This window comes from Rossellomorea aquimaris (genome assembly GCF_020171925.1).
GTDB lineage: Bacteria > Bacillota > Bacilli > Bacillales > Bacillaceae_B > Rossellomorea > Rossellomorea aquimaris_F.
Map to the genome: position 1 here is coordinate 1056601 of NZ_JAIVAR010000001.1, position 20721 is coordinate 1077321.

General features: G+C 45.2%; 30 protein-coding genes. 5 read left to right on the top strand and 25 right to left on the bottom strand.

The features are described 5' to 3' along the window. Positions 1-40: 40 nt before the first annotated feature. From LCM10_RS05435 to LCM10_RS05500, 14 genes are all read right to left on the bottom strand, one after another. The gene (locus LCM10_RS05435; protein ID WP_224875143.1) at positions 41-241 is read right to left on the bottom strand and encodes a gamma-type small acid-soluble spore protein; all 201 of its coding nucleotides are present in this window, start codon (positions 239-241) and stop codon (positions 41-43) included. 75 nt (positions 242-316) lie between these two features. Next, complete coding sequence (locus LCM10_RS05440; protein WP_224875144.1) at positions 317-658, bottom strand: DnaD domain protein; 342 nt, start codon at positions 656-658, stop codon at positions 317-319. A 106-nt stretch (positions 659-764) separates the two neighbouring features. Continuing rightward, positions 765-1568 (bottom strand): DUF817 domain-containing protein, encoded by an 804-nt coding sequence (locus LCM10_RS05445; protein ID WP_224875145.1) that lies wholly within the window; start codon positions 1566-1568, stop codon positions 765-767. A gap of 747 nt (positions 1569-2315) precedes the next feature. Then, entirely contained in the window at positions 2316-2537 is a 222-nt protein-coding gene (locus tag LCM10_RS05450) for a helix-turn-helix domain-containing protein (RefSeq protein WP_224875146.1), read from the bottom strand. A gap of 10 nt (positions 2538-2547) precedes the next feature. Further along, positions 2548-3030 carry a DUF2975 domain-containing protein gene (locus tag LCM10_RS05455; RefSeq protein WP_224875610.1) on the bottom strand — a complete coding sequence of 161 codons (483 nt, stop codon included), beginning with the start codon at positions 3028-3030 and terminating at the stop codon, positions 2548-2550. Positions 3031-3232: 202 nt separating this feature from the next. Beyond that, positions 3233-3718 (bottom strand): DMT family transporter, encoded by a 486-nt coding sequence (locus tag LCM10_RS05460; protein WP_224875147.1) that lies wholly within the window; start codon positions 3716-3718, stop codon positions 3233-3235. A gap of 11 nt (positions 3719-3729) precedes the next feature. After that, complete coding sequence (locus tag LCM10_RS05465) at positions 3730-4425, bottom strand: Crp/Fnr family transcriptional regulator (RefSeq protein ID WP_224875148.1); 696 nt, start codon at positions 4423-4425, stop codon at positions 3730-3732. A gap of 14 nt (positions 4426-4439) precedes the next feature. Continuing rightward, positions 4440-4865: a DMT family transporter gene (locus LCM10_RS05470; protein ID WP_224875149.1), complete on the bottom strand. Its 426-nt coding sequence runs from the start codon at positions 4863-4865 to the stop codon at positions 4440-4442. A gap of 176 nt (positions 4866-5041) precedes the next feature. Further along, positions 5042-5428 (bottom strand): hypothetical protein, encoded by a 387-nt coding sequence (locus LCM10_RS05475; RefSeq protein WP_224875150.1) that lies wholly within the window; start codon positions 5426-5428, stop codon positions 5042-5044. A gap of 41 nt (positions 5429-5469) precedes the next feature. Beyond that, positions 5470-5838 carry a YkvA family protein gene (locus tag LCM10_RS05480; protein ID WP_224875151.1) on the bottom strand — a complete coding sequence of 123 codons (369 nt, stop codon included), beginning with the start codon at positions 5836-5838 and terminating at the stop codon, positions 5470-5472. 156 nt (positions 5839-5994) lie between these two features. Then, positions 5995-6453 (bottom strand): hypothetical protein, encoded by a 459-nt coding sequence (locus LCM10_RS05485; RefSeq protein ID WP_224875152.1) that lies wholly within the window; start codon positions 6451-6453, stop codon positions 5995-5997. Positions 6454-6456: 3 nt separating this feature from the next. Continuing rightward, complete coding sequence (locus LCM10_RS05490; protein WP_224875153.1) at positions 6457-7242, bottom strand: hypothetical protein; 786 nt, start codon at positions 7240-7242, stop codon at positions 6457-6459. Positions 7243-7384: 142 nt separating this feature from the next. After that, on the bottom strand, positions 7385-7777 hold the full coding sequence (locus LCM10_RS05495) for a thiol-disulfide oxidoreductase DCC family protein (RefSeq protein WP_224875154.1): 393 nt from the start codon (positions 7775-7777) through the stop codon (positions 7385-7387). 31 nt (positions 7778-7808) lie between these two features. Next, positions 7809-8390 carry a histidine phosphatase family protein gene (locus tag LCM10_RS05500; RefSeq protein ID WP_224875155.1) on the bottom strand — a complete coding sequence of 194 codons (582 nt, stop codon included), beginning with the start codon at positions 8388-8390 and terminating at the stop codon, positions 7809-7811. Positions 8391-8537: 147 nt separating this feature from the next. Between LCM10_RS05500 and LCM10_RS05505 the strand changes: the two genes are divergently transcribed. Beyond that, positions 8538-8732 carry a hypothetical protein gene (locus LCM10_RS05505; RefSeq protein ID WP_224875156.1) on the top strand — a complete coding sequence of 65 codons (195 nt, stop codon included), beginning with the start codon at positions 8538-8540 and terminating at the stop codon, positions 8730-8732. A gap of 52 nt (positions 8733-8784) precedes the next feature. Here the strand turns inward: LCM10_RS05505 and LCM10_RS05510 are convergent, their stop codons facing one another. The 6 genes from LCM10_RS05510 to LCM10_RS05535 form a co-directional block, all read right to left on the bottom strand. After that, positions 8785-9423: a hypothetical protein gene (locus LCM10_RS05510; protein WP_224875157.1), complete on the bottom strand. Its 639-nt coding sequence runs from the start codon at positions 9421-9423 to the stop codon at positions 8785-8787. A gap of 402 nt (positions 9424-9825) precedes the next feature. Further along, positions 9826-10296 carry an NUDIX hydrolase gene (locus LCM10_RS05515; RefSeq protein WP_224875158.1) on the bottom strand — a complete coding sequence of 157 codons (471 nt, stop codon included), beginning with the start codon at positions 10294-10296 and terminating at the stop codon, positions 9826-9828. 70 nt (positions 10297-10366) lie between these two features. Further along, entirely contained in the window at positions 10367-10597 is a 231-nt protein-coding gene (locus tag LCM10_RS05520) for a hypothetical protein (RefSeq protein ID WP_224875159.1), read from the bottom strand. Positions 10598-10646: 49 nt separating this feature from the next. Then, complete coding sequence (locus LCM10_RS05525; RefSeq protein ID WP_412103363.1) at positions 10647-10976, bottom strand: VOC family protein; 330 nt, start codon at positions 10974-10976, stop codon at positions 10647-10649. A gap of 37 nt (positions 10977-11013) precedes the next feature. Next, positions 11014-11379 (bottom strand): aminoacyl-tRNA hydrolase, encoded by a 366-nt coding sequence (locus LCM10_RS05530; protein ID WP_224875161.1) that lies wholly within the window; start codon positions 11377-11379, stop codon positions 11014-11016. 65 nt (positions 11380-11444) lie between these two features. Beyond that, complete coding sequence (locus tag LCM10_RS05535) at positions 11445-11771, bottom strand: hypothetical protein (protein WP_224875162.1); 327 nt, start codon at positions 11769-11771, stop codon at positions 11445-11447. 188 nt (positions 11772-11959) lie between these two features. On the opposite strand from LCM10_RS05535, the gene LCM10_RS05540 reads away from it, so the two are divergent. The 3 genes from LCM10_RS05540 to LCM10_RS05550 are packed head-to-tail and all read left to right on the top strand — an operon-like array spanning position 11960 to position 13213. After that, complete coding sequence (locus LCM10_RS05540) at positions 11960-12538, top strand: TetR/AcrR family transcriptional regulator (protein ID WP_224875163.1); 579 nt, start codon at positions 11960-11962, stop codon at positions 12536-12538. 16 nt (positions 12539-12554) lie between these two features. Beyond that, the gene (locus LCM10_RS05545) at positions 12555-12917 is read left to right on the top strand and encodes a DMT family transporter (RefSeq protein WP_224875164.1); all 363 of its coding nucleotides are present in this window, start codon (positions 12555-12557) and stop codon (positions 12915-12917) included. Next, on the top strand, positions 12899-13213 hold the full coding sequence (locus LCM10_RS05550) for a DMT family transporter (protein WP_224875165.1): 315 nt from the start codon (positions 12899-12901) through the stop codon (positions 13211-13213). Before LCM10_RS05545 ends, LCM10_RS05550 begins: the two co-directional genes overlap by 19 nt. Before the next feature lie 45 nt (positions 13214-13258). Here the strand turns inward: LCM10_RS05550 and LCM10_RS05555 are convergent, their stop codons facing one another. From LCM10_RS05555 to LCM10_RS05570, 4 genes are all read right to left on the bottom strand, one after another. Next, entirely contained in the window at positions 13259-14362 is a 1104-nt protein-coding gene (locus LCM10_RS05555) for a Ger(x)C family spore germination protein (protein ID WP_224875166.1), read from the bottom strand. Continuing rightward, positions 14359-15468, bottom strand: a complete 1110-nt coding sequence (locus tag LCM10_RS05560; RefSeq protein WP_224875167.1) for a GerAB/ArcD/ProY family transporter — start codon at positions 15466-15468, stop codon at positions 14359-14361. Before LCM10_RS05560 ends, LCM10_RS05555 begins: the two co-directional genes overlap by 4 nt. Then, entirely contained in the window at positions 15452-16981 is a 1530-nt protein-coding gene (locus LCM10_RS05565; protein ID WP_224875168.1) for a spore germination protein, read from the bottom strand. Before LCM10_RS05565 ends, LCM10_RS05560 begins: the two co-directional genes overlap by 17 nt. Before the next feature lie 72 nt (positions 16982-17053). After that, positions 17054-17830 carry a DNA polymerase beta superfamily protein gene (locus tag LCM10_RS05570; protein WP_224875169.1) on the bottom strand — a complete coding sequence of 259 codons (777 nt, stop codon included), beginning with the start codon at positions 17828-17830 and terminating at the stop codon, positions 17054-17056. A gap of 130 nt (positions 17831-17960) precedes the next feature. On the opposite strand from LCM10_RS05570, the gene LCM10_RS05575 reads away from it, so the two are divergent. Next, positions 17961-19064 carry an AI-2E family transporter gene (locus LCM10_RS05575; protein WP_224875170.1) on the top strand — a complete coding sequence of 368 codons (1104 nt, stop codon included), beginning with the start codon at positions 17961-17963 and terminating at the stop codon, positions 19062-19064. A 784-nt stretch (positions 19065-19848) separates the two neighbouring features. Here LCM10_RS05575 and LCM10_RS05580 read toward each other — a convergent pair. Next, entirely contained in the window at positions 19849-20547 is a 699-nt protein-coding gene (locus LCM10_RS05580; RefSeq protein ID WP_224875171.1) for a peptidase E, read from the bottom strand. Between the last annotated feature and the right edge of the window lie 174 nt (positions 20548-20721).

A 20721-nucleotide genomic window follows, 5' to 3' on the forward strand; every position in this document is an offset into this window, starting at 1 on the left:
GAATAAAAAAAGTACCCATTAAGGGTACTTTTTTCATTGATTATTGTTGTTGACCGTATTTACCAGAAGCTTTCGCTTTGTTCGCTTCTGCTTGTTGGTTCTGTTGCTTCACGTGCTGAGCACTTGTTTCTGAAGCAAACTCAGTTCCGTATTGTTGCTGAGCTTGTCCAGCTTGTGCGTTTTGTTGCTTCACGTGTTGAACGTTTGTACCAGATTGAGTTTGATTTGGTTGCTTTGCCATGATCATCACCTCCACCTTAATTAAAATGTCCTGAGGCGGAGATGACTATTCAACAAACTTCACTTACGATTTATTTCAATCAATCCCTTGCCGTTGCTGATAACCAAGTATCGCACGTATGTCCTTGTCGGTCATCAAAATCGCATCCTCTACCGTACTGACACCCTTCACAGCCCAGATATTGTACAATTTCTTGAGATCGTTCCTGTTATAAACCTCTTCGGAGAATTCACGGTAAAAATATACCAAGAGGATGTTCACCACTTCCTTGGAAAGCAGGTTCATGTTTTGTATAGACTGAATGGAGATCCTCTCCAAGCCACGTATTTCCTTTTTCATGATGGATTTCGTCATGTGGAAAGGGTCAGCATGATACAACATCTTCTTGTCATCTTCGCTCAAATTTCTTAAATCCAACTGAAAACCACCTTCCCAATCCTCATTCCAATTATAATTGTAAAAACGACATATTACAAGCAAAAGAAAAACATATCTGCAAACAGATATGTTTTTCTTGTATCCTCTATACATTTTCCATCACTTTTTTCCTGATAGAAGGATCAACGGCCCCCTTTTCCTTCATTAGCTTCAATGTCGCGACTATAAGGAAACTGACAATCACAAGCAGCAGCCAGGAGCTCACTTTGCCGAGATGGACAAGACTCCATGCCTCCACCTGATTCGGGTATTGCCACGCCCCGAAAAACGTCGCAATATTCTCAGCGATCCAGATAAAAAAGCCGATGAGCACAAATGAAAGCGCAAGCGGCATCCGGTATAAGCGCCCCCCAACCTCATAGCGGACCCATGAGTTCCAAAACACAACGAGCACGAGCCCAGACAGCCACCAGCGGATATCCACCCAAAAGTGGTGCGTGAAGAAATTCAGGTAGATGGCGGCCGCAAGCAGCACCACAACAGCGAACGGCGGCCACTCCACCAGTTCCACCTTCAACCTCCTCCAAGCCTGACAAAGATAACTCGCCACACTCGCATACATGAACCCGCTGTATAAAGGGACACCGTAGAGCTTCGTGTACCCTTCTTCGGGATACGCCCAAGAACCCATATGGACCTTGAACAACTCAAGACAAAGACCGATCAAATGAAATAACGTAATCACCTTCAGTTCATCCCTCGTCTCAAGCCCCGACCGGATCATTCCCCATTGCATCAAGAGGCAGATGATCAAAAGCCAGTCATACCGGGGCATAAATGGCAGCGGGATCCATTCCGTCATAGCCAGTGATGCGAAAATCACAACCGGAAACAAGCATGAAAGTGCCTGGCTATAGCCAAACCGTGCAAGTTGTTTGAGTGCTCTCAAAGGGGATACGCCTCCTCTTCATTTGGTTATGTAGTTTGTGAATGGATGAATGGATGTACATGTAGTTTGTGAGCGGATGATGTTCATGTACTCTGTGAGCGGATGAACAGATGCTCAGTGTCCAAATGGTGGAAAAATACGGTAAGTGACGGAATTATTCTGCAGAACGAAAGATTTTCTATTCTACTTAAAAGATTTTCCATCAAAAGTGAAAGATTATTGTCTAAAACTCAAAGAATTTTCATCAAAACTAAAAGATTACTGATAAAAGGTCGACGATCATTCAAAAAATCAAGTCTATTCTTCTTTAAACCGACATTCCTTCAACCAGTTCAAATCGATTCTGCTTAAAACCCGACCCTTGTTCAATAAAATCCATACACTTCTACTTTAAACTCGACCTTCGTTCAACAACTTCAATTCACTTCTACTTAAAACCGACATTCCTTCAACAAAATAAAATCACTTTCACCTCAAACCAGACCCTCGTTCACTAAACCAGATCACTTCCACATAGAACCAGACCTTCATTCAACTTATTCAAATCACCAATGCTTAAATCCGACCTTCGTTCAACAACATCAATTCACTTCTTCCTAAAACCCAACCATCATCCTGAAAAAAGAACCCTTTTCACATCAAACACTCTTCCCTAAAAAAGACAGCATGACTACAAGTAAAAAACCTGATACCTTGACTCCCAACTAAAAGCCCCGCACCCACTTGAATCACAGCACCCACAATCCATTAATCCCCGTCTTCCTCTTCCGCCCGGTACTCCAGCAAATCCCCAGGCTGACAATCCAACGCCTTGCATATTGCCTCGAGCGTCGAGAGCCTGACAGCTTTTGCTTTTCCGTTCTTTAAAATCGAAAGGTTCGCCATCGTGATCCCGACCCTTTCCGAAAGCTCGGTCACGCTCATTTTCCTTTTTGCCAGCATCACATCGATATTGATTATAATTGCCAATTCATTCACCTCAGACCGTTAAATCATTTTCCGTTTTTATGTCAATGACACTTCTCAACAAGGTTTGTAGGACAGCTGCAAATACTGCGATGACTGCCGATGCGAAGATGATGACCATTCCGAGCACAATCAATCCTGGTGCATCGTCGACCTCTGCCATGATATAGATGAACGGCATGAGCGCAGTATATAGAAAGCTGATGATGACCGCACAGTTCCTGATCTTCCTTAACGCACTCACCGAGAGATCTGAAAAGGCTTCATCACGGTCGATATACGTTAACAATCTGTATGCCTGAAATAATGCCGCGAAGTAAGCAACTGCAGATGCATACATCCCGGCCAATACCGGATAACGCCATAGATCCCATTCCGGATGGACCTCGACCAATTCCCCTGCCATCCACGGCAGCCCGGCCACACATAATGCCAAAATCGGGAACCCGATCACAAACAGCGCTATTTTTAAAAACATTGTCGTCCCATTTCTCATCAAAAGCACCTCACCTATCCGTTTTCACCCTAATTCTACCATCACATTTATCGTTTTACAATAAATAATTATCATTTTAATTAACATCCATCAGACACTTTACTCCTTTACCGCATCGAGGGACGTACCTTCGCATCTCGAAGACTTCACATCTTACCCCCTCAACCATCCAACAAAAAAAAACGCGACTCCCCTTAGGAAGTCACGCCCTCATTCTGTCCAGTTCAATCCGTTGTTCTTCTTTTCTTTCATCCTTCGGTTTTTCCAGCTTATAGACGAGCACTCCGCCAATCAGAAGGATAATCCCGAGAATTTTCTGCCATGACAGAGGTGAGGATTCAAACCCGAACCACCCGCCTGTGTTGATCACGAAGGCGATTGTAATCTGCGAGATAAGCGCGATCGAGATCGCATACGCCGGACCGATTAAGGTGACGCCTCTCATCAAGAAGAAGACGATCCCTACGCCGAAGACACCGCTTAATAGATAAATGGGATTCACATCCCCGAAGTCGAGTAAACTGCGCTGCTCGATTCCGTAAAAGACCGGAAGCGAACAAACAAGCCCGAGACCGAGTACAAGGCTCGTAGTGGCCCAAGGTCCGGTCCTCTCACTGACCCGTGCATTGAATACATTTTGCAGGCTGATCAGAATGCCCGCGACGATTGCTAATAGTATGCCAATCATAAGAGCCCTCCTTATTCGTAGATGTTTCCCTTTGCAAGCAAGCTCAGCTTATCAAGGTCCTTGATGATGATTGAACCATTTTCCCGTTCGATGATCTGCTCTGCCGCCATATTCTTCAACACGCGGTTCAAGTGGCGATAGCTAGTGCCGATCCACTCTGCCAATTCCATCAGATTCGAGGTACGCATTTCTTGATGAAACATCGTGCCTTCCCTGATTTCAGATATCGATAACAGATAACTCGCGAGTCTCACTTCGACAGGGTAGAGCATATGCATGCTCGTAGCATGCAATTCTGTGTAAAATTTATGTGCCACCGTATCAAACAGGAAACGGGTTATCGCAGGGTGTTCAGCTTCAAGTCTCGCCAAATCAGTGAACGAGATTGAAAGGAACATCCCCCCTGTAACAGCTTCAACTGAGTTGATGACGGGACCCCCTTTTGAATACTCCACATCCCCGATCAATGCAGGCGGCCGTTTGAACCGGTTGATCAAGAGCTTTCCTTCAGGGGTGTGGGTGAAGATTTTGATTTTCCCTTCAACGAGGAAGTATAATGCATGAAGCTCTTCCCCGGTAGAGAACAATACATCCCCTTTTTCAAACTGATATACATTAATCCGCTCCCGGAAGTGAGCCGGAAACAAGTCACTCAGCTCAACTTTCTCTAATAAATGAAGAATGTCATCAACTTGTAATTCTTTCATGCTCATTACTCCTTCTATAGTTGGAAAAGGACGACCCCGGCAAGCATCATCAAGAGTCCAGCACCCTGTCTGAACGTGACAGGAATCCGCTCCTCGCCAAACCACCCTTTTGATTCGATTACAAATGCCGTACCGATCTGTGCGACAAGTAGAATCGCAATGGCAGATGCAGGCCCGATCATATGGATGGCCGTCAGCTCAGAGAACACGACGACTACCCCGAAAGTCCCCCCAATCAAGTACAGGAACGGCACCTTCCTGAAGCTCTTCCCGCGGCCGTCTCGTACATTCATATAAATGATCATCGAAATCGTGAACGCGACGATATGGACAACCGACACGGTTTGCCAACCGCCGATCACGTCACTCATCCTTGCGTTGAAGATCCCCTGCATCGTAATGCAGAGTCCACCAAGCAAGGCAAATATTGCACCTTTCATCTCTCTTCCTCCTACCTTTTCATCCTGAAGTCAATTAAATAGGAGAATGACGTTTCCCGAAAGGACATATGTCCCTACATCATTCATTTTACTTCATCCATAACAAAATCCCAAAATAAGGTACGTCCCTCATCGCAGTAAAGCGTTACTGCAATGAGGGACGTACCTTCAACTGATTATATGATGTAGGAAGTGATGGCTTTTATTTGTTTCTTTCCCGCGCTGACGAATTCTATGGTGTGGCAGAAGTTCGTTTGACGACCGTCAGCAAACTTCTGAATCCCGTTTACCGCTGCTTCTTTCCCGTGAGTGATGATACCCCGGATTCCTAATTCGACCACTCGCCCCTGCTGTTCCACCATTTCGATGAATCCGGACTTTGTTTCTCTCCTGTTCCTTCCCGCCTCCGTCCAGCAAAAGGAATCCGAGAGATGTTTTTCGATAAAGCTAAGATCGTTAACCGTCATCGAAATCAGAAAATCGCGTAAGAACACTCTCTTCGGGGAATTGCCACAATCCGCTGGTGTAACGATGCTGACTTCCCCCACGTTCGGCTCTTCCATCTCTACCATCCCCCCCCTGTTCCAAGCCTATGAATCACTCATCATAATTTCTCATCCACTTCTGACGTATCCACATCATCGCCGAACCATTCCCTTACTTTGGCCTTTGCTTTCGCCTTCACTTCGTCATCAATATACATGGCGACTTGAAATAGTGCGACGCCGAGCGCTCCAAGGTCGTCTGTAAATCCGACACCCACCGCGAAATCCGGAACCAGGTCGGTCGGGAGGATGAAATAGCCGAGAGCCCCGATGATCACCATTTTTGCTTTCTTCGGAACATCGGGCTTCTGCAGGACATAATAAAGAAGCAGCGCGGTGTACACGACGGAATGCCCTGCCTTCGTACCAGCCTTCTTCAGTTTCCCCCAGAACTTTTCCTCTGAAAAATGCTTTTCCGTACCATCCATGTTCATTCCTCCTCATCAATGAGAACATTCGTCCATCCCACTGTTTCTTTCTATTTTAAAATTTTTCTGCTAAAGAAACAAATCCTAGATGGTTTACACCTCGGGACAATCGCCATCGGTTTCAACAAACCATCAAAAACAGCCAATCAAAACACTCTATTTCACCTTTGCCACACCAATGGCAAAATGGCTGAATAAAATATTTTCCACGGTTTCCCCTAAATCATCTTTACAGTCAACAATCACGATGATTTCTGAATGTTTTCCTTTAAGTTTTCTTCTTTTCTTCTTCATCACTTTCTCTGTGATCAGGCGAAGAACGAATCCCAAAACAAACCCCAAAAAAGCGCCGATCAACCCCCCGTATATCGGACCCCACGCAAGCTTGAATCCAATGCTTGCACCCAATACCGCAAACGCCGTTGAGAGGGCAGCACCGATATCAAATAACGATACTCCATCCGAACGATGCAGGTTATCGAATAACGTGCGTTCCTCCATACGGTTATCAAGTGGCACGATGTAGATGTCACCCCGCTTGACGCCCTTTTTTTCCAGGGTCGACACCGCCATTTCAATATAGATGTTATGTTCAAATGTAGAAAAAATCTGCATGGCTTACACCTTACCCTTTTTAACGATCCGAAAAGAGGATGATTGATAATGTTTCTTAAAGAAGGATCTCTGTTCTTTTTCAAACAATTTGTTGTTTTCGACGGTGTTGATATAAGAGTCATACACCGAGAATCCGTAGAGTGATGGAAAGAACAAAAACCACTCAGGTCTCAGAACGGATGTGGATTTTTCAATCTCACCGAGAAACACAAGCGTAATGGCTTCAAGTCCATGTGAATAATAGAAAAACACGACGGTCCAGACAATGACGAAGAACGCCGTCACAATCCGGTGTATGTATAATTGACCGAGTCCAGGCATGAACAGTGACCACACCACTGCCATGAGCGGATTCCGTTGATCCAAATAATTGATTTCGAGGGCTCCGATGCTGAAGCTGTTGAATTTATGTTCCTCCCTCTCTGCCAGGACGGACACTTTATTCAAGTCGACTGTCGTACGGTAACTATCCCAGATCGCAAAAATGTAAACCGGTATATAAATCAAGAGCCACTGTGTATCCAATACCTCTTTTGCCTTGTCGATGTCACCTTGAAAAGAGTGGATCATCGCGGTATTCAGATTTGATTGGATATTGACGACCACTTCCCAAATGAACAAAACAAACCCACGTAAATATTTCGATAACAATAGGTGGCCGAACCCTGGAAAGGCGGCACTCCACCAAGCCACGATATAAGGATTCCGCAGATGGATCTGGGTGGTTCCAAGCAGGCTCACATGTGCCCGATATCTTCTGGCGGTATTATCATTTTTGTAATTATCCATGATTCTCCCCTGATTCGTTTTTTACATTAATCCCCAAGAACAGAGTAACTTATACTATTAAGCCCCTTGTAGATGGGGGAGGAGTAACATGGCGTTCACAAAAAAACGAGTATGGCATAACCGCACCATACTCGCATCCTCTCTACAATTCAATGAATCTGTCCTTTGTTTCCTTAGACGGCATCATACAGGAGTCCTTCTTACCGAACCACTTATATCGGTTCTTCGCCACCCACTGATACAGCCTGTCCCTGATCGGCCTTGGAATCACCAGCATGACCGTAAAAGCTTTCCACGGCCACTTTAACCCTGAAGCAACTCTGAGAGCGGCAGTGGATTCAACGTATGCCCTCCCGTCCTTGATCAAGACAATGCTGTCAGTCGAAGCCTGTATTCCGTGCTCTCTCCTTAACCTCTCCCCTGCATTGCTTTGCAGCGAGGCGAATCGAAAGTTTCCCTTTGGGTCCCTTTCTATGATGAATTGAACCGCATGGCTGCATAAATTACATACCCCGTCGAATAAAATGATGCTCACTGACTTTCCTCCTGTTTCATGTCCCACCAGACTACCCCTTGGTCTCCACCAGGTGGTCCGTCACATTATAGTCATGCACGTTCCATCCCTCATCCTCGAAGCTCAGGTTGGTCAAGCATCCGTTGAAGAGGCGGAACTCCTCGAGCTTATCCCCATCCACATGATAGCGATTGATCATCGCGTGAATGACGGCACCGTGTGAGACGAGTAACACCTTCTTCCCAGGGAACTGTTTAAGGATCTGCTGCAATCCATCTTCGATCCGATCATGAAGCTCCTCCCTGGTCTCCATGCCAGGAAATTGGAAACCGGGATATTTCTCCTCCCGTGCTTCCCTTGTCATTCCTTCCCCTTCACCGAATGAGCGTTCCTTGAACTGATCCATCTCCAAGAGCGGAAGTCCCAAGGATTCGTTGATGATTTCAGCAGTTTCCTTTGCTCGCTTCAAAGAAGTCGTCACAACCACATCCCAGTCCATATCCTTCAGGAACTCCCTGCATTCCCCAGCTTGCTTGCGGCCGGTTTCATTCAGCGGGATGTCCGTCTGCCCTTGAAGCTTGCCCTTAAGATTCCAATCGGTCTGGCCGTGACGGACGATACAAATATGTGCCATTTCTTCTCCTACCCTTCTCCAATACTCGTTTTCTATGATTTTATCACAAACCCGCGACCGTATGATGGGTACTATCACCATTTCTCAGGAAATGTTTCGTTTTCAAGAGAATGGGAAAATAGGTAGAAAGGAGGTTGGTTCACGATTATGAGACCAATTGTCGATCACGATCAAAAAGGAAATGAGATAAAGGATATCTTTGAAAATGCCCTTCACCGTGACTTATCGGAAGAAGAGGATCATCTCATCACCAACTGGGTGCAAGGCTTCAATCGAGAGGAAAGGGCCACCATCATCAACATGATGAAAGAACTGATCAATCAACATAAACGCCATGACTGAAGTCGTCTTTTCAAACCGAATGCCGCCCCCTTGTTGGGGGCGGCATTCGGTTTCAACTCAATATAATCCCCGGGCTATCACCTATATCATCTGCAACAACCGCTTTGCCCCTTATGACCGAACCAGGTTCTAGCCGCGATTGCATCGAAGGATTGCCTGGATAGGTTTTCCCGTCATATCTAAGCTGTGCAAAGAATGGCTCGATGCCCCCGCCATACACATTCATGATGATGTCATGATATCCATTCGTCTTGTTGTCGCTGATGATGACGGGATTATTGACGAGACTGAATCTTGACACCAACACATAGTCCCCTCTTTTCTCCTTGAATATAGCAGCACTGCAGCCCCCGGTCCCGCACAAATAGGAACCGACGATGTACACAAAGAGTTCCAACCTTCCATCTCCATCCAGGTCGATTCGGTTATAGTAATACTTTATTCCATTTGTATTCTGATCTAACTGAAATTCCCTTATCAAAGCTTTCTCAAGCACCCTGTCCCGTTTGGTTTCCGAGCACATGTATTCCAACGCTGACCAATCAATATTTTGTTTATTAACGAAAGTTGCATACTTACAGCTTCGCCTTTTATGATTCGCTAGTTTTTCTTTACGCTTCCTCCATTTTGCTTTTACAAAAGAGGGAAGTGTCAATCCTATGAACTGTTTAAGGTCCCTTCGTTTCCTCATATCGTAAACCCCCTGCCGATGTTTGAAGCATTATATGAAAGGGTGCTTACTCATATGAAACGTAAACATAAAAAAACGAGCATAAAATCGTCCTGATTTCATACTCGTCTTCCAATTACGCTCTATTGTTTAACTGGTTTAATGTGTTAGTGAAAAATTACAAATCATCCGTCTGGTCCAACAATCGGTCGATATCGAATCGATAAATCGGTGTTTTGATTTCTTCTTGTGCAAGTTCTGCGGTATCTTCCAGTATTTTATCAATATTCATACTTAAAGTACCTCCCCTGTTGATAAAAATGGTCGTGACAATGACCTGTTATGACATTATTCGTCATGTGACGATCATTTTATGGGGGTACTTTGCAAAAAAAATCAAAAACTCCACCCATCGAGCGGAAATTATGTTGATGCCACCTCTACGAACTTACGACGATATTCCTCCACCATTTCCCGATGACTTCCAACCATATTCTCCGGGAGTTCTTCAAGCGGATGAAACATCAGCATATATGATTCTGTTTGATCCGCCTTCATTTCACCATGGTACTCATCCGTGAAATAGACGGTCGCAACCACGTAGAACTCGTCCCCATTCTCCGCTTTGATATATTGATCACTCCCGGAATACACATTCATCAGATGAAGTTCACCCAATTCGAGGCGTGTTTCCTCCCATACCTCTCTCCGCGCCGTCTCTTCCGTCGATTCAGCCAATTCCATCAAGCCGCCGGGCAGTCCCCATTTTCCGTTCGGGAACCTCCGTTGCTGCAAAAGGACGTTTCCTTTGCCGTCAAGGATGATGACGACGGCCCCCGGAAGGATGACCGGACGCGTTCCGACCAGCTCCCTCAGTTCTTGTATGTACCCCATAATGTATCTCCTTTCCTTATAAAAAAACAAAACCCAACAAGCTATGTGCTTCATTGGGTTCCATCGTTCGTTACATCTTATCCTCATAGGACTCTGCCGTTGGTGTTTTTTGACGAGCATCCAGCCGTTCGATTGCTTGGATGAGCTTGCGGTCACTTTCCGTTTTATGCTTCATGAAGCTCATCGCCTTAAAGATGAACACAATCGTCAAGACGACCACAAATAATGCAACGCCGATATACAATACACCAAATAGTCCAAAGAAGATGCCTAGACCTTCCATACCCATTTCTTGTTCCATTTCCTCTCCACCTCCAACAGGAATATCCCTAACAGTTTACCATAAATTTCTATGACGGCACGTGACAAACTTCAAATGGGTTGCCGTCGGGGTCCGTGAATTGGAAGTATGTGACCCCTTCATCCGTCAAAACAGGGCCGGCTTCCACTTCTCGATCAAGCAATTTCAACCGGGTCTCCTCCAGTGCTTCGGAGAAAAGAATGGTCGTTGTAGAGGAGGGACGGACCTCGCCTTCCCCGACGGTGATCGGTGTCTCGCCTGTTCCGACCTTGAAAACGGAATAATGACTGGCCGTATAGATCTCCTCAAGCTCCAGCACTTCCTTATACCACTGTTTTGCTTCTTCCAAACAACGAACGCTTATATGTATCGTATCCACTTTTGAAAACAGTTTCTCTCATCCTTTCCTGAAGTGCTCAGTTTTTCAATAATGTCAAATGTCCCACGAGCTCCTTTGCTTCCCATTTCTCCATCGGAGGCAGCGCGACAACGGTGAGCGATCCTTTCTGAATCTCGGTCAACCCACTGTCCCGAATACTGAAGAATCCATTCCCTTCCAGTTTTTCAAGCTCTGCCTGATTGGCTTTCAGCACGATTTTTTTCATACCCGTCTTTAGCCACTCGACGAAATCGGCCTGACGGTCCTGAAACGATGTCTTGGTCGATACCAACTCGATTGTACTGAGCGTCGCGGCATGAGCCACTTGTGCGGCCGTCTTCCCTTTTGTCATATTCAATTCTTTGTTCACGACAAAATATTGGACCAGGTCCCTGTTTGTCATCAGGTCTCCCTCCCTTCACAAATTTCACTATCCTAATAGTATCGTGTTTAACCCCAAATTGGAAATTACTTTCTCCTGATTTTTATCAACTGTTCTCCTTGAACCGTCACCTTGACTCTCTCACCGACAAGATAGTCTGTGTAACGGTCACAATCGACATCATAAACAACCGGTTTCTTGCTATTGAATTTAATGGCACACCCTTCTCCTTTGATTTTCTCCTTTGTCTTGATCCCTGTAGCTGTCCCATCATCAGCTTGAGGATAATATTTCTCCTCGATCGTCATCCATTTTTCAATCCTCACTTTTGTTGCTTCTTTATAGAAAAGCAAGCAAACGAACCCTACTAACAAAGAACACAATACCAAGACCTTGATTTTCACTTTCCCCATTCTTCTCTCCCGGCCTTTCCTTATATCGTTATGGTGCTCTTACGAGAAAAACAACAGAGCCATTATATGAAGGACCGGAAGAAAGTATGACAGACCAGCGTGGAAGAGATGGGTTGCAAAAGAAATCGTACGGATTTATAATTAAACTAACGAACGTTAGTTAGTATGAATGGCGAGGTGAACACACCATGAAGACAAATAATAAAGAAAAAATAAAAAAAGTGGCATTGAGTCTATTTGGTCAAAAAGGCTACGAGGAAACGTCCCTTCATGACATCGCAAGCGCAGTCGGCATTAAAAAGCCGTCGATTTATAATCATTTTGCAGGAAAGGAAGACATTTTCACGGCTGTTCTGGAAGACTTATTGATCACAGAAACGACCGCTTACGGGGAACTAAAGCTGAGGAAGGATGAGCCTGCAGAAAACCTGAAACGGCTCTTCGACTTATTCTGCAGCCGCTTAATGAACACGGAGGAAGCACTGCTTTGGAAACGGGTGACGTTCTTTCCGCCCGAACCGTTCAAGGACCTGATCGAGGAGAAATTCTTTGAATTCGAGGAAACCATCACCGGCATCCTCCATAGCATCTATGAGGACGCTAAAGACTTTAGCGGCATGAAGCATTTCACCGAGCCGGAATTCACGGCTGCCTTCCTTTGCCTTGTGGATGGGGTTTTCCTTGAGCATCATTACTACCGGGAAGACATCTTCCGTCAGCGCATGGATGCGTCCTGGAAGGTGTTCTCGTTCGGACTATTTAAATGAAAAGGAGGATGACCACATGGGTTGGATTTATGTCATCATCGGAGGGCTCCTCGAAATCGGCTGGGCAACGGGACTTTCGTTGTCAAAAGGATTTACAGAGCCTCTTCCAAGTATCATCACAGCAGTCCTGATTGTCATCAGCTTTTATTTCTTCTCGACAAGCATGAGGCTCCTGCCGATTGGCACCGCCTACGCAGTCTTTACCGGAATCGGCGCTGCCGGGACGGCCATCGTCGGGATGACCTTTCTTCAAGAAGACGTGAGTGTTATGAAAATTGCATTTATCATCCTTCTACTATTTGGCGTCATCGGGCTCAAAATGAGTGATAAAGAGAACAAGGAAGAAAGGGGGACGACAGAATGGCCTGGATCACATTGATCGCAGCCGGCTTTTCGGAAGTGGTGATGGTCACGTTCATGAAGCTTTCTGATGGCTATAAGAAGCTGGTTCCATCCTTCATCAGCTTTGCGGCCGGAGCACTGAGCTTTTATCTTTTATCCTTGTCCCTCATCCATATCCCAGTCTCAACTGGATACGGCATTTGGACAGGAATCGGTTCGGCGGGTGCCGTCTTGATCGGGATGCTCTTTTTCAAGGAAGAAAAAAATCCTTCACGCCTGTTTTTCATCAGTTTGATCATCTTAAGCATCATCGGGCTTAAGATCGTATCTTGATCAATAGGAAAAAGTCTGGGGAGCGTTTCTCCAGACTTTTTCTTTTTAATTGATGATTCCATGACCGACAACCTTCGTCTCGATCTTTGGGATGATTGTAATCTTAGGATACTCCTCTTCCCAATCGACTTTCTTCCATGTATCAGGATGGAAAGCGATCAGTTCCCTGCCAATCCCGAACACATCGCTATTCGCCGTTTGAAGGGTTTGGATCAATTTTTTTGACCGTTTCGACAAGTCCTTCTGGATTTTCCCATTGATTTCTTTTATCGTCTTTGCTTCTGCCAGTTTGTCTGCTGGGAATTCACTGATGCTAATACCAGCCTTCATAATGATTTCAACCTTGATATTACTAGGGTCATCTGAAATGATTTTCATCTTTGACTTCGGTTTAACGACATTATAAGTCACATAATCATCAAGTGACGTATCGTTTTCAGTGTCCATTTTCGTCACGAACCTGGATACCTTTGCTTTTTTACCCGTCATTAGGAGGAATAGTGTGGTATCAGAAATGCTGATTTTTCCGGTCATGGCATGTTTATGGAACATTGCACTCCCTTCCAATTCCACTTCTCCATTTTCGAGTGTAATCAGCGGGAGGATAAAGTCCTTTCCCTCGTCGAACATCAGTGTGCAGATTGATTGTAGATTATACTTATCAATCTCCGTAGACTTTTCCCCGCTTTTGATCAGTTCGAGCAGAAACTCTGCAATCAGCGTGTTCTTTTGATCCAACTTTGAAAGAATATCCGCTCCCATCCCTTCTGAGATGACCAGTTTAGAAGAGATGCTACTGCTGGGATCACGGTACAAAATATCGAGGAACTGATAGATGTCTTTTTTTGCAAGGTCCTCACCCATGATAAAAACCCGGTTCTTCGAAGGCTCAAGGGTCCCCGACACTTTCCGGTCCATCTTGATCCTTGTTTCCCTTATCGTTCTCCCGCTATCCTGAATTTCCACATTGGTTGGAAATTCTCCTTGGAAATCCCTTACGATGGCGGTCGTTAAGATTCTATTGTCCTCCATTAAGTCAAAGGACGAAGCATACACTAGCCTGCCGTCCTTTAATAATCGCTGATTCCAACAGCCGGTCAAAGACAAATGAACGAATAGTAAAACAATGGCAAGTACTAGCTTTTTCATGCTCCATCACTCTCCTCTTTCTTGAAAATCAGAGACACACCCAGCATCAGGACCGGCAAGGCAAGCACGAACAACCAAGATACTTTCAATACCCATGTACTCAGCAACTCCACTTGCTGCTCATCATGTGGAAATAGTGCAATGGTGAACGAAATGAGAGTAAGGATGACTGCACAGTATCCCCGCTTATAAAAACGCTTGCCCTTGAACCAATGGCTGCAGCTTTCTGTACAAAGAAACAAATAGCTGGTCAAGGAGGTGATGACGCTCACAATCCAGAGTGATGCAAATAGCAGGTCGATTCTTTCAATGACCTGGAAATACAGCGATTTTACATAGTAAAGGACAGGCTGCGGAACAATCTTCAATTCCTCTGGACTGAATGTGACAAGGCTCACGATGGTTAGGAACGTATATATGATCGTCGTAATTCCGTTGGCAGCAGTTGCTGCCTTAAGGATCGATCCCGCGCCGTTCCCTTTGAAATTAGGATACAGGATGAGAATCAATTCAAACCCGAGCATGGAGAAATAGGCTTCCTTCGCCCCCTTCAAGATCGTGAGCCCCCCCGATGCGCCCATCGGGAATAGATAGCGCCAATCCACCGGATAAATGAATAGTACCAGTGTGGATATGATGATCAATAATACAATCAGTGCTGAAACCACAACAAAGACGTTGCTGATATCCTGCACCTTTTCTTTCCCAATATAAATTGTTGGGATGAGTAGGAGGAGCATGATCACCCATTTCGGGGTAAGCGTAAGCGACCAGGACTGCATGATGCCTGCCGCCGACACGAGAATCAAACTGACGACCAGGATACCATATACGAGGTACCCGCCATTGATCAAACTTCCAACCATCTTCCCGAAGAGCTGACTTGAATACTGGAACAGGGACTGCGATGGGAATCGCTTCCCGAGCAGCCAGAGAAGGATGATGATGACTTGAACGGCCACCCCCGCAATCAATACCGACATCCACGCATCTTGTTTCGACACCGAATGCACGTTGAAAGGAAGGCCAAGTACCCCGACACCGATCTGGGTCTGGATGATGAAAAACGTCAATTGTGCCGATGCAAGCTTATTGGTTTTTTTCATCTTGTTTCCATCCCCTTGAGGTCGATGCCCTCCAATTGTACTTTGCATTGACTTCCTTCGGCCGTTCCTTGTTCATCCATACGGGTACGCGAATCAGTACGTCCTTCAGCCTTCCGATGTCGAGTGGTGCGACGGGATACAGGTAAGGGTGCCCGAGTGATTTAAGCTTAGACATATGAATGAAGATGAGCATCAAACCAATGACAATTCCGAAGATCCCGAACAATGCCGCCATCAGCATGAGAGGGAATCCCAATATCCTAATTGAAGTACTCAGTTCATTCGAAGGGATGACAAAGGACGATATTGCAGTAATGGCAACGACAATGACCATTGTATTCGACACCAGGTTCGCTTCAACAACCGCCGTCCCGATGACGAGACCGCCGACGACCCCGATCGTCTGGGCAATCGGGTTCGGCAACCGGATCGATGCCTCCCGAAGTAGCTCGAGAGTCAGTTGCATGATCATTGCTTCGATCAGCGGAGGAAAAGGCACATACTCAAGTGAACTTTTAATGGAGAAAATGATCTCTACAGGAATGATTTCATAGTTGAATGAAATGACCGCAATGTAAAAAGCAGGCAGGCAGAGCGCAATGATGAAGCTGAACAACCTCACAAGTCGAAAGAAGGAACTGATGAACGAGCGGTTATTATAGTCTTCCGCCGTCTGCATAAAACTGAAAAATGTAATCGGAAAAATTAATACGGTCGGACTTCCCTCCATGACGAGGGCGACCCTTCCTTCCATCAGGTTCGCTGCAACCCGGTCCGGCCTTTCCGTGTTTAGGTACTGAGGAAATGGTGAAAATGAATTGTCTTCCAAGAATTCCTCGAAATAGCCAGGAGATTGAATCGAATCAGCTTTGATATAACTGATTCGATTTTTTATCCGGTCCAAGATTTCGGGATCGGTCAATTCAGAAATATAGACCAAGGCATATTTCGTAGTCGTTGTGTCCCCTACCGTTGCATAGTTGACCGTCACTCTTCTACTAGAAATCCTTTCCCTTATATAATGGATATTCTTCGTAATGCTTTCTTCAAAGCCCTGGTGAGAACCCCTGATTACTTTTTCGTTATGGGGCTCATGCAGAGAGTCATCGATCTCAGGCATGCTTACCAGGTACATCCTGTTCTCCTCTTCTGTCAGAATCAAACAGTGCCCGTCCACCATCGCGTCCATGGCTTCTGCCTTGTTTTTGATTTCAACGAGGGAATTGGCACTGATGACATCCTGTACCTTGCCCGTTTTTTTCTCATTGATCGGTTTGATAATGTACGTTTGCATGTTCAAGTTATCGATGACCGAATCAATAAATAGAATGACTAGGCGTTTGTCATTAAACTCCAGCTGGCGTAATTTTAGATCATCCGTATAGAAAAATCCCTCTTTAATCTCTTTGATACGTTCGTCAAGGTCATGAACAACAAGCTTTTCGGGTTCCGGCTGGTGGGACTCGATAAGCTTCTTGACTTTACGTCTATTCTTTATTTCCCATCCGTCCATATGAACACCTTCAATTAGTCTAGTTTGTTCATAGGTTTACCGGAAGTGGAACAATTATGCATTCCCTTCTTTTCAAGGATGCTCGATTGGGAGTGTATGTCCCCAAACGCGTTCAAGGATGGTGATGAAACAGTCATCGTACGCGGCCATTTCCAACTCCTCTTGTTTATGTTTTCTCTTTAGAAGTGACTCAACACGCTCGATGCCTTCTGTTGCACAGCTCATGAAAAGCGAAGCATCACCTATCTCGCTCTTACCCGATTTTTTCAAGGTGATCAGGTCTTCGATCTCCCTTTTCAAAGTAGCGTCTAGAGCTAAAGCCCTCATCATCCGATTGATGCAGTTCGGCGGGAACGTGCCAAAGGTTTCAATCCACTCACAGGCAAGAAGCGGCCTTGCGACATTCAAATAATCCTTTGGTCGCTTTCTTCTCTCTGCCAGTTGTAGATTTTGTTTCGCCATTCGATGATAATGGTTCAATGCCGTGAACAGGGAAAAACTCTTTTCACTAAGCATCCGTAATTCCTGTAAAGCTTCATGCTCCAAGAATACTTGATCTGACTTTAACCATTCGAGGATCGATGGGTTCGACTTGTACAGTAGAAAAAACGTTTTCTTCAAATCCCACCCCACAAACTCAAATGGATCTTCTTTCCTTTCAATGACATCTCTTCTCTGCTGAATCGATAAATAATGGCGAACTGGGTGGACATAAATGAAACGGATATCATAGTCACTGTCATCTGATTCGTAGCCCCACGCCCTGCTGCCCGCATCGACGGCATAAAGGATAATGATCCCGTACTCCACCTCGATCCTATCCAATTCGTTACGTATCCTTTGTTCCATCTGAACTACCCCCTTTCCCGAAAGATTGTAGTAGTAGTTTAACCACTCCGTTTGTTATACTAATAGGAAACACTTAACATCGACATACATATCAATTTATAAAAAGAAATTACTACTTGAGGTGAAACGATTGAACAGGAAGAAATTTTATTCATGGAGCCTGCAGATCCTCGTCATCTTGACGATCATTTACGTAGGCACGAAAATCTCATTTTTATTCCAGCCGATCGGCGTCTTATTCTCCACGCTATTCTTCCCGATCATCATTGCAGGGTTTTTCTATTTCTTATTGAACCCCCTCGTGAACTTGCTCGAGAAGGCGAAGCTCCCAAGGACACTTGCCATCATCGTGCTTTATGCGCTCATCATCGGGCTCATCACCTTGATCATCGGAAACATCGCACCTGTCATTTCAAGACAGATCACCGGCTTGACCAATCAACTTCCAGAGTATGTGAAGCAGACGAGGGATTTTATCGAATACTTGTCTCAAACAGATCAGTTCAAATGGATGATGAACCAGGAATATGTATCTCTCAAGGATATTGAAAATCAACTTGCTGATTTCGCCAATACGCTTCCAGACAATATCACAGCGGGGATCACTGGCTTTCTTAGCATATTGACGAATATCGCTATCACGATTGTGACCGTTCCTTTCCTATTATTCTTCATGTTCAAGGATGGGCATAAGCTTCCAAAGGCGATTTCGCGATTCCTTCCCCCTTCCTATCGTGAAGAAGGTTTGAAAACATTGAAGGATACAAATGAGACGCTTGCTGCCTATATCCAGGGCCAACTGTTAGTCGCGTTATTCGTCGGGACCCTTACATTCATCGGCTACTTGATCATCGGACTTCCATTCGCTCTCGTCATGGCCTTGATCGGTGCCGTCACGAACATCATCCCATACGTCGGACCGTTCCTCGGTGCAGCACCGGCCGTCATCGTTGCACTGTTCGATTCCCCGACGAAGGCAATCCTTGTCATCGTCGTCATTACGATTGCACAGCAAATCGAAGGAAATGTCTTATCCCCCCTCATCTTGGGGAAACGGCTTGATACTCATCCAGCCACCATCATCATCTTATTGCTTGTGGCAGGAAACCTGGCAGGGATTCTCGGCATGATCCTCGCCATCCCGACATACGCGGTAGCGAAAACAATCATCCTCAACCTCGTCAAGTTCATTAAACTGCGCCGTTCGGGCTTTGATGAACCTAGGCAGGAATGAGTTGAATAGGGGCTGTCCAATAGTTTGAAGCTGTCGACTTTGTCGGCGGCTTTTTTCATTGTGGTTGGGAAGTTGTATTAAAGAGGGGGCAGGTTTTGTAAGGGTTCATGGTTTGGTGATGGTCGCTATTTTACTGTCTTAGAAGTAGGTCGGTGACCGTTTTTCAACGTGAAACCTTTAAGTAGCCTGGAAAGACGGTTGGTTTTTCTAATGGGGGGCGGTTATGGTAAAGAAGGTTCGGTGGTTTTGTTGTTTGAAAAGGTATTTGCAGGTAAATTAGCGGTAGTTCGATGTAGTTTAATCTCAATTTGGGAGGATATGATTTTTTTGAAGGATTATGGTCCCTTTTTAGGGGAAATTAATCATCCTACCTGAAGAATTATGGTCCTTTTCGGGAAAATTGAAGAATTATAGTCCTTTTTTAGGAAAATATGATTCGTTCCTGAAGATTTATAGTGCTTTTTCGGGAAATTATTATCCGTTCCTGAAGATATATAGTGCTTTATTAAGAAAATTACAACCCTTTCTGAAGAATTATGCTGCCTTTCAGGAAAATATGATCCTTTCTGAAGATTTATGCTCCTTTTTGGAAAAATATGATCCTAATTGCGGATTTATGCTCCTATTTGAAGATTTATGATCCTTTTTAGAATTATATGCTCTTTTAACAATGATTCTAATGTAAGTGGAGGACCATCGACAAACAACCCTCTCCAAAAAAACCTCTACCACACAAAGAAAACGCCCTCCGACCAAGGGCGCCATACTTAAATCTATTCCCCTATCACTGACCGAGATACCTCACCGACACTTCTTCCTCCATCACACCATCCCCTTCAAGCTTGACGAAATAAGCTCGTGCTGACGGACGAGAACTGACGACAGTGTGAAGCTCCTCCCCTTGGAAATGGAGAGCTGCACCATCATCCACTCCGTAGCCCGCGAGAAGTTTCCCCTCTTTTATAAGCCGGTGATACGTCGGCCTTCTCTCCGCTTCGCCATCATAGTGCGGACTGTGGCTGCCTTTGAGAAAACCAAGGGCATTGATGACGTCAAGTTCGTCGCCGTATGAGTCCGTCACGCCTTGTTCGAACCAGCATAGTGATCCCGCACTGAGTCCACATAGGATGGTGCCGTTGTTCCATGCTTTTTCCAGTAGACGGTCGACTCCCCACTCACGCCAGAGCGCGAGCATGCTTTTCGTGTTTCCGCCACCTACGTAAATGATGTCCTTCTCCATGATAAAATCTTCAAGATCCCTTGTTGGAAGCTTGAACAGGGATAAATGGGACGGGGTACAGGAAAGCATCGAAAACGCGTGATAAAATCGTTGAATATACCCGTCCGCATCCCCGCTTGCCGTTGGCAGGAAACAGATTTCAGGTACATCTTTCCGAGACTGATCAAGGATGTATTGATCGAGCAGTAGGTTTTCCGGCTCCATGGAGAAGCCACCCCCACCCATGGCGATGATTTGCTTCATTTATCTTCACTCTTCCTTTCGGCCTGCGCTTTCAGGATTATTTTACCATGTAAATTTGGAATCTTGCATACGTTTTTTTCAAAGCAGGTTTAAGATTTTTCTGTCAGGACCTAACCAATCGTCGGCATGTTGTTCAAAACAACAAAAAAAGCCGTTGGACTACACATCATAGTC

Bases quoted from the DNA above. Each gene is read 5' to 3' on its own strand.
- LCM10_RS05520 (WP_224875159.1), bottom strand. From the start codon at position 10,597: ATGGAACAAGAAATGGGTATGGAAGGTCTAGGCATCTTCTTTGGACTA.
- LCM10_RS05565 (WP_224875168.1), bottom strand. From the start codon at position 16,981: ATGGACGGATGGGAAATAAAGAATAGACGTAAAGTCAAGAAGCTTATC.
- LCM10_RS05540 (WP_224875163.1), top strand. From the start codon at position 11,960: ATGAAGACAAATAATAAAGAAAAAATAAAAAAAGTGGCATTGAGTCTA.
- LCM10_RS05545 (WP_224875164.1), top strand. From the start codon at position 12,555: ATGGGTTGGATTTATGTCATCATCGGAGGGCTCCTCGAAATCGGCTGG.
- LCM10_RS05530 (WP_224875161.1), bottom strand. From the start codon at position 11,379: ATGACAAACAGGGACCTGGTCCAATATTTTGTCGTGAACAAAGAATTG.
- LCM10_RS05580 (WP_224875171.1), bottom strand. From the start codon at position 20,547: ATGAAGCAAATCATCGCCATGGGTGGGGGTGGCTTCTCCATGGAGCCG.
- LCM10_RS05560 (WP_224875167.1), bottom strand. From the start codon at position 15,468: ATGAAAAAAACCAATAAGCTTGCATCGGCACAATTGACGTTTTTCATC.
- LCM10_RS05535 (WP_224875162.1), bottom strand. From the start codon at position 11,771: ATGGGGAAAGTGAAAATCAAGGTCTTGGTATTGTGTTCTTTGTTAGTA.
- LCM10_RS05555 (WP_224875166.1), bottom strand. From the start codon at position 14,362: ATGAAAAAGCTAGTACTTGCCATTGTTTTACTATTCGTTCATTTGTCT.
- LCM10_RS05515 (WP_224875158.1), bottom strand. From the start codon at position 10,296: ATGGGGTACATACAAGAACTGAGGGAGCTGGTCGGAACGCGTCCGGTC.
- LCM10_RS05435 (WP_224875143.1), bottom strand. From the start codon at position 241: ATGGCAAAGCAACCAAATCAAACTCAATCTGGTACAAACGTTCAACAC.
- LCM10_RS05455 (WP_224875610.1), bottom strand. From the start codon at position 3,030: ATGAGAAATGGGACGACAATGTTTTTAAAAATAGCGCTGTTTGTGATC.
- LCM10_RS05570 (WP_224875169.1), bottom strand. From the start codon at position 17,830: ATGGAACAAAGGATACGTAACGAATTGGATAGGATCGAGGTGGAGTAC.
- LCM10_RS05470 (WP_224875149.1), bottom strand. From the start codon at position 4,865: ATGAAAGGTGCAATATTTGCCTTGCTTGGTGGACTCTGCATTACGATG.
- LCM10_RS05465 (WP_224875148.1), bottom strand. From the start codon at position 4,425: ATGAAAGAATTACAAGTTGATGACATTCTTCATTTATTAGAGAAAGTT.
- LCM10_RS05475 (WP_224875150.1), bottom strand. From the start codon at position 5,428: ATGGAAGAGCCGAACGTGGGGGAAGTCAGCATCGTTACACCAGCGGAT.
- LCM10_RS05550 (WP_224875165.1), top strand. From the start codon at position 12,899: ATGGCCTGGATCACATTGATCGCAGCCGGCTTTTCGGAAGTGGTGATG.
- LCM10_RS05500 (WP_224875155.1), bottom strand. From the start codon at position 8,390: ATGGCACATATTTGTATCGTCCGTCACGGCCAGACCGATTGGAATCTT.
- LCM10_RS05505 (WP_224875156.1), top strand. From the start codon at position 8,538: ATGAGACCAATTGTCGATCACGATCAAAAAGGAAATGAGATAAAGGAT.
- LCM10_RS05460 (WP_224875147.1), bottom strand. From the start codon at position 3,718: ATGATTGGCATACTATTAGCAATCGTCGCGGGCATTCTGATCAGCCTG.
- LCM10_RS05485 (WP_224875152.1), bottom strand. From the start codon at position 6,453: ATGCAGATTTTTTCTACATTTGAACATAACATCTATATTGAAATGGCG.
- LCM10_RS05490 (WP_224875153.1), bottom strand. From the start codon at position 7,242: ATGGATAATTACAAAAATGATAATACCGCCAGAAGATATCGGGCACAT.
- LCM10_RS05480 (WP_224875151.1), bottom strand. From the start codon at position 5,838: ATGGATGGTACGGAAAAGCATTTTTCAGAGGAAAAGTTCTGGGGGAAA.
- LCM10_RS05510 (WP_224875157.1), bottom strand. From the start codon at position 9,423: ATGAGGAAACGAAGGGACCTTAAACAGTTCATAGGATTGACACTTCCC.